The following is an 8,732-nucleotide window of genomic DNA, read 5'->3' as shown; positions in this document are numbered from 1 at the left end:
TCACCGTCGGAGAACCGCAGCGTGACCTCGGTGCCGCCGGGCAGCACGTCCGACGGATCCGAATCTGACGGACCGGCCTTCAGCCGCCGGTCCAGTTCGTTGATTCGGTCGGCCAGGACGACGAGTTCTTCGGCGCGCTGGATCGCATCGGCCGCGTCGCCGTGGTCGCCGACCATGCCGCGGTCGTTTCTGACCTCGACCTCGAGGCGGTCGCGTCGCTGCCGCAGGCGGTCCAGTTCGGCGGCGAGGTGTTCGCGCGCTGCCGCCGCCAGGTCCGTTGACTGAGGTTCCTCGCTCACCTGGCACGACCTTTCGCCGCCGATGGGTGTATGGCGTATCAGTGATACACCCTTACGTCGCGGAACCATCCTTCGGGGTGAACGGCACGACGTCACCGTCGTCGTACTGCGAGAGGCCGCCGCGTACCGCATCGAAGATGGCCAGGCCCTGGGATACCAGACCACTGGTTACCTGGCTGAGTCCTTCGGCGCCGTTGAGCACGGTCAGGTTCGAGCCGGCCAGTCCGCGCGCCGCCTTGTCGACGATCTCGGGCAGCTGGTCGATGATCATTCGGTCCAGTGCCACCCGGTTGTGCGACGCCGCCGCCTCGGCCTGGATCTTCATCTTCTCGGCGTCGGCGACCGCGAGGATCCGGACCCGTTCGGCTTCGGCCTCTGCGGGCTTGACCACCTCGGCCACCAATTCCTGCTGACGCAATTCGGCGGCGCGCTCGGCCAACTCGGTGCGCATCGCCAGCACCTCGCGCTGGGCCTCGGCCTCGGCCAGTGGACCCGCTTGGGCCGCCTCCGCTTGCGCCTTGTCGACCTCGGCCTTGTATTGCGCTTTGACAATGGCTGTCTGCCGGGCGAATTCGGCTTGCTTGCGCTGCGACTCCTGCTGGGCTTCGGCGGCCTTTTGATCCGCTTGGGCCTGCGCGATCTGAGCCTGCTGCTGGACGGCGGCGTTGTGCGGCGCCGACATCGCCTTGATGTAACCGAGCCCGTCGTCGTCGATCGACTGGATCTGCAGCGCGTCGACGTTCAGGCCGATCCGCGCCATCTCTTCCTTGGACCCGTCGAGCACCTCGGTCGCCAGCTTCTGGCGCTCCCGGATGATCTGCTCGACGGTCATCGAGCCGATGATCGAACGCAGGTGACCGGCAAAGATTCGTCCCGTCAGCACCGACATCTGATCCTGTTCGGACAGGAAGCGCTGTGCCGCGGCGATGATGCTCTCGGGATCGTTGCCGACCTTGAATGCGATGACCGCGCGGACATTGAGCGTGATGCCCTGCTGCGTGACGCATTTTTCGGCCACCTCGGACTCGCACATGGCCAGCGTGAGGAAAGCCGCCTTGCGGAAGAAGGGGATGACGAAGGCGCCGTGGCCGGTGACGACCCGGAAGGGAACATTGCCCTTGGCCTTGCCGCCGGAGATGAGCATCGCCTCATCCGGCGCGGGCACCCGGTAACCGAGCATTGTTGCACTCCTTGTGATTTCAGGTTTCTAACGGTGAAGTTGGGTGGGGTTGGGTTGGATCTGGTGGGCTGTGCCACGGTTCGACGACGACCGTTCGGGGACCGTGCGTCTGGACGACGAGCACCGGGGTGCCCTTCGGTAGCGGATCGTCGGAGCGGGCCAGGAAGGTTTCCTTGTAACCGCGCACCGTCAGCAGGACTTCGCCGGCGCCTTGTGCGCCGCGGGTCGGCACGATCACGGTCCCTACGCAGCCGATGACCGAGTCGCTCACGGCGAGTCAGTCTGCCATCAGAGCGACCCCGTTGTTGCGGTTCTCCCTGGCTTCGACCCGGGACACCCAGACCCGGCCGTCGGTCGCCGCCCCGACGATGCCGTCCACGGTGTCGAACACCCAGGCGGCGGAAGCTTCCATCCCGGCGCAGGGCATGACCCGCAGATCGATCGCACCTTGGGCGGCCAGCAATTCGAACAGGTCGCGTTGCGGGTCGTTGGCCGCGATCAGCGTGGTGTGGTCGAACTGGCGGCACAACGCGGCGCGGACGTCGGCGATGCAAGCAGCGTCGACAACCATGCCGGTGTCGAGATCGGTTTCAGCACAGGCAAATTCGATCTCGAATCGTTGCTCGTAGCGGTGCAGGAAGAAATCCTTGCCCAGGCCGGACCACGAACGGTGGCAACAGGCGAGATCGTCGAACCACTTGCGGAGGTGAAACTTTGCCGTCCGGCCGGGTGGTGCGTCGTCGCGGTGCAGGGTGGCGTTTTGAACGGTGTCGGGAAACGTAGGGGCGGTGGTCATCTGCGGTCACTCGTCTTTCACACGTGATGTCTTCTGGTCATGGTCAGGAACTCGCGCTGCTCGTCGGCGCTGTCGCGCATGGAGCCGTAGAACGCCATGGTGGTCGTCGGTCCGGCCAGGGCCGCCCCGTCACGGATCGGCGTGCAGGCGTAGCCGCCTTCCAGCAGCACGGCCAGGCCGGGTGCGCCGAGTTGGTGGTCGAGCCACAACCCGATGCGCGTGGTCATCTTCTGCTGCACCCGGATTCCGCCCGAGCAGGCTTCCACTATTCGGGCGACTTCGTCGTGCGGCAACCGTTTTTCACCACGCACATATCCGATGTGTGCGACGCCGTAGAACGGCAGCAGGTGCTGCTCGCAGAGCCCTTGGAATGGAATCGGAGGCACCAGCACGATGCCGGCCTGGCGCACGAGTGTCAGTTGCACCGGGACAGCGTCCCGGCAGGCTCTTGACGGATTCTCAAAGGATTCTTGGAAGATCCTCAACGGCACGGCGGCGACGTGCGAGATTCGCTAGCCGAACTCCAGCAGGGTGTAGGCGCCGCGAAAGGGCTTGATCGGCGGGAAGTTCCACAGGGCGGGATAGCAGGTCCGAAAGAACCAGCCCCTGCCCCTGGGCATCGGCACGTCATGCACCGCCCGGATGCCAGGGACGGTGGCAGCCAGTTTCGCCAGTTGGCGCTGCGAGAGGCTGAACGGCATCGGCGGTACGCGGTAGTGCTTGGACGAGCGGATCCCGTTTGGTTCCACCTTTTTGATGACGGTCGGCGGCAGGTCGAAGAACATCTGGCCGCCGGCGAAGCGCGCGGCGCACGCGGTGATGAGTCCCAGTGCCTCATGAGGCTGCAGGTACATCAGTAGACCCTCGGCGGTGATGAACACCCCGTCGCCGGTGTCGATCTGATCCATCCAGGAGTAGTCCAGTGCGGACTGTGCCAGCTCCACGATCCGCGGCGAGCGCGGCAGCAGCCGCCGCCGCAACTCGATGACGGGCGCCAGATCAATGGACACCCAGCGGAATCGGGCATCGGGCAGCGCGCTGCTCAACCGCCAGAAGCTGGTCTGGAACCCCTCGGCGAGTGCCACCACCGTGGCATTTGGATGCGTGGCGAGGTAATCGAGCGCGCACCGGTCAACCGCCAGGGAGCGCAGCGCCATCTCCTGGCCTTTGCGGCGGCCGAACTTGTCGAAATCGAAGTCGATGGCTCCGGCGATCCGGACGCCATCGGGTCGTCGATGATCGCGTCGGGGTGCGCAGCCTGGAAAGCCCTGCCGCGCAGCGTGAACAGTGCGGTCTCGGAAACGCCGGTGAGCAGGCTGGCGTCGGTTTTGTCGAGTTCACTCATAGGCAGGACGCCTACACCCAGTACGGCACCCGCGCACGGTACTGGCGCATCGCGACGGCTGCCATTGCCCAGCCGAAGACGGTCAGCGCCAACACCACCACCCAGTGGCGCAACTCCTGGGGGGCGCCCAACAGCGGCGCCCGCACGATGTCCAGGTAGTGCAGCAGCGGGTTCAACTCGACGATCTTCGACCAGCGGCCCGCGCCCTGATGCCGCAGCGTGTCGTCGTTCCAGATGATCGGGGTCATGAAGAACAGCAGCTGCACCAGCGAGTTGAGCAGTGGCCCGATGTCGCGGTAGCGAGTGGCCAGGATCCCGAAGCACAACGACACCCAGACGGCGTTGAGCATGATCAGCGCCAGCGCCGGCAGCACCGATAGATCCGCCCAGGACCACGGCTTGGGAAAGATGACGGCGACGACGACATAGATCACGATGTTGTGCCCGAAGAGAATCATCTGGCGCCACACCAGTCGATACACGTGCACGCTGAGCGGTGTCGGCAGCTGCTTTATGAGGCCCTCGTTGGCGACGAAGACGTCGGCGCCTTCGAGGATGGCGGCGTTGATCAAGTTCCAGACGATCAACCCGAGCGTCACGTAGGGCAGGTGCACCGCCAGGTCGAGATGGAACAGTTTGGAGTACAGCCCGCCCATTGCCACCGCGGTGGTTCCGGTGGCGATGGTGATCCAGAACGGACCGAGCACCGAGCGGCGGTAGCGCTGCTTGATGTCCTGCCAGCCCAGATGCAGCCACAGTTCGCGCCGCCGGAACCCGTCGACCAGATCTCGACGGGCGCGGGCGAATGTTCTGGACTGCGCTCCGAAAACAGCGGGTGAGTCGACGAACGTCATGCCGCACCTCCCGGGCGTCCGAACTGTTCCCGGCGTCCGAGCCGGCGTAACCGGAACCATTCCAGCAGACCCTTCGGGTCGCGACGGGTGACCAGGAAGAACCAGCCGAACCGCACCCACTCCTGGGGCAGCAGCTTGCGCAGCCCGGGCTGAGCCAGCACGTAGCCGCGGTTGCGATAGGTGAAATAGCGTTTGGTCGGGTTGTCCGGGTATTGCGTATGCATGCGGCCACCAAGGATGGGCTTGAACTCATCGGAGCCGCAGGGATGGAGGTAGACCGCGTCCAGGCAGGTGCCGAACGGCAGCCCGGAACGGACGAGCCGGCGATGCATCTCCACCTCGTCGCCGCGGATGAACAACCGGAGGTCCGGGACTCCGACTGCTTCCAGCGTCGACGCCCGGAACAGTGCGCCGTTGAACAGCGACGCGATGCCGGGCAGCAGGTCCTGACCGGGATCATCGCGCAGTTCGCTGACCCGCCGCCGCCACACCAGGCCACGCCGGAGCGGGAAGGCCAGCGACTCCGGGTCATCGATGTCGCAGACCATCGGCGACACCTCGGCCAGCCCGTGCTTGTTCGCGCAGGCCAGCAGCGTCTGCAGCACGTCGGGGCCGTGCGCGTGCCCGTCGTCGTCGGCCAACCAGATCCAGTCGGCACCGTGGGCCAGCGCCAACAGCATGCCGAGCGCGAAACCTCCTGCACCGCCGAGGTTTCGGCGCGAGTTGAGATAAATCGGCGGAATATGCTGTGCCGCAACGAGTTCCTGCACCCGGCTGTCACCGGATTCGTCATTGTCGACGACGATCAGTTTGTCCGGCGGGCGGGTCTGGGCGGACAGGATTTCCAGCGAGCGGGCGAGTTCGTCGGGACGCCGGTGGGTGACCACGACGGCGATGATCGATTCACTCACGCGCGGTCTCGGCGAGAACTTCACGCACGTGCCGCGCCGCATCGTCGCCCTCATAGGCGCGGACCACGTCCTCGATACCGCCGGATTGCTTGATGACGCCGTGGTCGATCCACATCGCCGTCTTGCACAGCCGAGCCAGGAATTCATTGGAATGGCTTGCGAACACCAGGATTCCGGAGCGTTCGACCAGACTTTGCAGGCGTGACTGCGCCTTCTTCAAGAACTCGGCGTCGACCGCGCCGATGCCTTCGTCGAGCAGCAGGATCTCCGGGTCGATGCTGGTGACCACGCCCATCGCCAATCGCACCCGCATGCCGGTGGAGTAGGTGCGCAGCGGCATGGACAGGTAGTCCCCCAGTTCGGTGAACTCGGCGATCTCGTCCACCTTGGCCAGCATCTGCTTACGGGTCTGACCGAGGAACAGCCCGCGGATGATGATGTTCTCGTAGCCGGAGATCTCGGGGTCCATGCCGACGCCCAGATCGAAGACCGGGGCCACCCGGCCGGTGACTTTCGCCCAGCCGCGGGTCGGTTCGTAGATACCGGAGAGCAGCCGCAGCAGCGTCGACTTGCCGGCGCCGTTATGGCCGACGAGGCCGACGCGGTCGCCGAGCTCCAGCGACATGGTGATGTCTCGCAGCGCCTCGATCACCACCACGTTGGAGCTGTTGCGACCGATCGCACCGCCGGCCTTACCCAGGAAGGCCTTCTTCAGCGAGCGAGACTTGGCGTCGAAGATCGGGAACTCGACCCACGCGTCGCGCGTCTCGATGTGCGGACCGCTCGACACGGCTCAGAGGTACTGTCCGGTGCCGGGCCCGTGCGGGCCTGGCTTTCCGACTCCCGGCGGCAGCGCACCCTGACGCATCTGCTCTAGTTGCGCGCGGGCGGCCATCTGCTGCGCGAACAGCGCGGTCTGGATGCCGTGGAAGAGCCCTTCCAGCCAGCCGACCAGCTGGGCCTGGGCGATCCGCAATTCGGCGTCCGAGGGCGGCTTTTCCTCGTTGAACGGCAGGGTCAGCCGTTCCAGCTCCTCCCGCAGTTCCGGAGCCAGGCCGTCCTCGAGTTCGCGGATGCTGGTGGCGTGGATGTCGCGCAGCCGGGTGCGGCTGGCGTCATCGAGCGGCGCCGCGCGTACCTCTTCGAGCAGCTGCTTGATCATGGTGCCGATCCGCATGACCTTGGCGGGCTGCTCAACCAGGTCGGTCAGCGAGCGGTCGTCGGAGTCGTCGGCCTCGGATTCGCGGAGCGCCATCAAACGCGGGTCGACGCCGCCGATGACCTCGATGCCGTCATCGTTCGGGTCGTCGTTCCCCGTACTCAACTCAATCACCGTCCTCGCGCTTAAGGATGTACCGGCGTGTTGCCGTGCCATTCGTAAATCTGGGCGCCGCCGTTGTCGTAGATCAACGTCCAGTACGGCGACTTGTTCAGTGAGACTAGTCCGTCCGGAATCTTGAACCCTCCGACCGTCGGGCTGCTGGCCAACACGTAGCGGATATTGAGCGCCTTGATCGATTCCACGACCCGCTGGTCGGTGTCCCCTTTCTTGGCGTTGGCCCAGAAGATGAAGCGGTGATAGCCCGGGCCCATCTGCACCGGGTAGTCGTAGTGGGTCCACAGCGGGTGCAGTCCGGCCACCGCGTACATCCAGGCGGTGCCGTCGGTGTTGGAGTTGCCGATCAGCGTGTCCCGCGCGCCGGGCAGGTTCGCCAAATAAGCCATGGCGTCCAGGTCGCGCTGGTCCACCATGACCGAGTCGTACTTGTGGCCGAACAGGAACCGGTGCCGGGGAAAGTAATGAAACGCGCTGAGCAGGGTAATGCCGAGCAGGATGGCGGCCGTTGCGGCCGGCCAAACGCGCGAGGGCATCGGCCGGCGCAGCTGGGTGAGGCGTCTGGTTATTGCCACCGCGGCCGCGACGACGGTGACCAGCGCGACCGCGGCCATCAGCGTCAGTAGCGGGGTGGTGGCCGCCGCGACCCGGCGCGGGTCCTTGTAGAAGAACTCGCCGAATCCTCCGGCGATCGCGCCGATCGGCCCGCCGAGCGGTGTCCCGGCGTCGATGTTGATCAGGATCAACAGGAAGTAAACCGCCAGCGGCCACCAGACCCTCTTCACCAGCATGATGAAGCCGCCGACGGCGGCCAGCAGGATCAGCCCGTATTGGACCGGAAAATCGTTGAGATGCCGGGAGTGCTGGAAGACGGCGTCGAACAGACCCCGCTTTTTGCTCAGGTAGGTCAGGAACGAGTGGCCGGCAATGATGTCTTCCTGCTTGGTGACGCTCAAGAACTGCGGCAGCAGGATGACGCCGGATATGACCCCCACGCCGGCCAGAGTCAGCAAGTCGCCGACCCGACTTCTGACCGGGCGCCACAACGCGTCGAACAACCACCAAGCCCCGAGCAGCATGATGGCGATGATGCCGCCGGTGATGTGCACCGAGAAGACGCCGACCAGAGCCAGCACCGCCACCGGGATGCGGTCCCGATGGCGCACCGCCGAAGTGATCAACGCCATGGCCGGTACCGCGACACCGTAGGCCGCCAGGTTGGGCATGGCGGCGGTGTCGAACTCGACATAGGGCACCGCGGTGAAGGAGGCGGACAGCGCCGCCGCGGTGGCCGCTGTGGCCGCGGTGCGCCATTCGGTGGTGTGGGTGCGCAGAGCCTTCCAGGTGAGTACCGCTGCGCTGACCGGAAACAGCCAGATCGCCGCCGCCACGGAACTCAACGTGTAACCCGTGGTGGCAGCCACCCCGGTGAGCTGGCACAGGACGGCGGCCAGCGCATGGAACACCGACGGGTAGTACAGCAGCGCGTGGGTTTCCACGTTGCGCAACTCACCCATATGAGTGGGTGACGCCTGACCGACATCGAGGATCCAGCGCACGGTATTGGCATGCCACACCGCGTCCCACGTACTGGGAATCGACTGCCAATGCGGGATGCCGGCGAAGGCCGCGCAGCCGATCAGCACCGCACCCAGCAGCACGCCCGCCGCGACCACCAGCGCCGGAGCGGGATTGACGGCGCGAGCCTCGGCCTCGGGGTCACGCAGCCGGGCCAGCAGCAACTGCAGAACCGTCGCCAGCACGCAGACCACGGCCAGCGCGGCGAGCGCCGTCCACCCGTTCCATGGGATGCCGAGGGCACCGTAGGGGATGATCGCCAGTGCCACAACGCCGTATGTCAGCGGAGGGCCGACCGCAATTGCGATCGGCCAGTTCAACTGCGCGATACGAGCGACGATGGCACCCGGGGCGATCAGCACAAGCAATGCGATCAGCGTTCCGAAGCACAAGCTCACTCGACTAGTATGGCTGCCCGGGTGACCCGACTCGG

General features: G+C 65.7%; 9 protein-coding genes and 2 pseudogenes. All 11 read right to left on the bottom strand.

Features of this window, described 5'->3' with window-relative positions:
• A pseudogene (locus A5636_RS08465) lies at window positions 1-299 on the bottom strand (GreA/GreB family elongation factor); the annotation flags it as partial.
• A gap of 52 nt (window positions 300-351) precedes the next feature.
• A complete protein-coding gene (locus tag A5636_RS08460) occupies window positions 352-1,479 on the bottom strand; it encodes an SPFH domain-containing protein (protein WP_065158222.1) in 1,128 nt (375 codons plus the stop codon).
• Between the two features lie 19 nt (window positions 1,480-1,498).
• A complete protein-coding gene (locus A5636_RS08455; RefSeq protein ID WP_065158221.1) occupies window positions 1,499-1,750 on the bottom strand; it encodes an NfeD family protein in 252 nt (83 codons plus the stop codon).
• A gap of 6 nt (window positions 1,751-1,756) precedes the next feature.
• Window positions 1,757-2,275, bottom strand: coding sequence for a 6-carboxytetrahydropterin synthase (locus A5636_RS08450; protein WP_081287673.1), 519 nt, complete (start codon window positions 2,273-2,275; stop codon window positions 1,757-1,759).
• A gap of 17 nt (window positions 2,276-2,292) precedes the next feature.
• Window positions 2,293-2,766 carry a GTP cyclohydrolase I gene (locus A5636_RS08445; RefSeq protein WP_437339813.1) on the bottom strand — a complete coding sequence of 158 codons (474 nt, stop codon included), beginning with the start codon at window positions 2,764-2,766 and terminating at the stop codon, window positions 2,293-2,295.
• 21 nt (window positions 2,767-2,787) lie between these two features.
• Window positions 2,788-3,620 (bottom strand): annotated as a pseudogene (locus A5636_RS08440) (class I SAM-dependent methyltransferase).
• Window positions 3,621-3,631: 11 nt separating this feature from the next.
• Window positions 3,632-4,474, bottom strand: a complete 843-nt coding sequence (gene wzm / locus A5636_RS08435; protein WP_065158219.1) for a galactan export ABC transporter permease subunit Wzm/RfbD — start codon at window positions 4,472-4,474, stop codon at window positions 3,632-3,634.
• A complete protein-coding gene (gene glfT1, locus A5636_RS08430; protein ID WP_065158235.1) occupies window positions 4,471-5,385 on the bottom strand; it encodes a galactofuranosyltransferase GlfT1 in 915 nt (304 codons plus the stop codon). The genes wzm and glfT1 overlap by 4 nt, the downstream gene beginning before the upstream one ends.
• Window positions 5,378-6,175, bottom strand: coding sequence for a galactan export ABC transporter ATP-binding subunit Wzt/RfbE (wzt, locus tag A5636_RS08425; RefSeq protein WP_065158218.1), 798 nt, complete (start codon window positions 6,173-6,175; stop codon window positions 5,378-5,380). The genes glfT1 and wzt overlap by 8 nt, the downstream gene beginning before the upstream one ends.
• 3 nt (window positions 6,176-6,178) lie before the next feature.
• Window positions 6,179-6,760 carry a bacterial proteasome activator family protein gene (locus A5636_RS08420; RefSeq protein WP_155763699.1) on the bottom strand — a complete coding sequence of 194 codons (582 nt, stop codon included), beginning with the start codon at window positions 6,758-6,760 and terminating at the stop codon, window positions 6,179-6,181.
• Window positions 6,730-8,697 (bottom strand): DUF6541 family protein, encoded by a 1,968-nt coding sequence (locus tag A5636_RS08415; RefSeq protein ID WP_065158217.1) that lies wholly within the window; start codon window positions 8,695-8,697, stop codon window positions 6,730-6,732. The genes A5636_RS08420 and A5636_RS08415 overlap by 31 nt, the downstream gene beginning before the upstream one ends.
• Window positions 8,698-8,732: the final 35 nt, after the last annotated feature.

The organism is Mycobacterium asiaticum (genome assembly GCF_001673315.1).
Classification (GTDB): Bacteria; Actinomycetota; Actinomycetes; order Mycobacteriales; family Mycobacteriaceae; genus Mycobacterium; species Mycobacterium asiaticum_B.
This window is presented reverse-complemented; position numbering and strand designations above follow the sequence as displayed.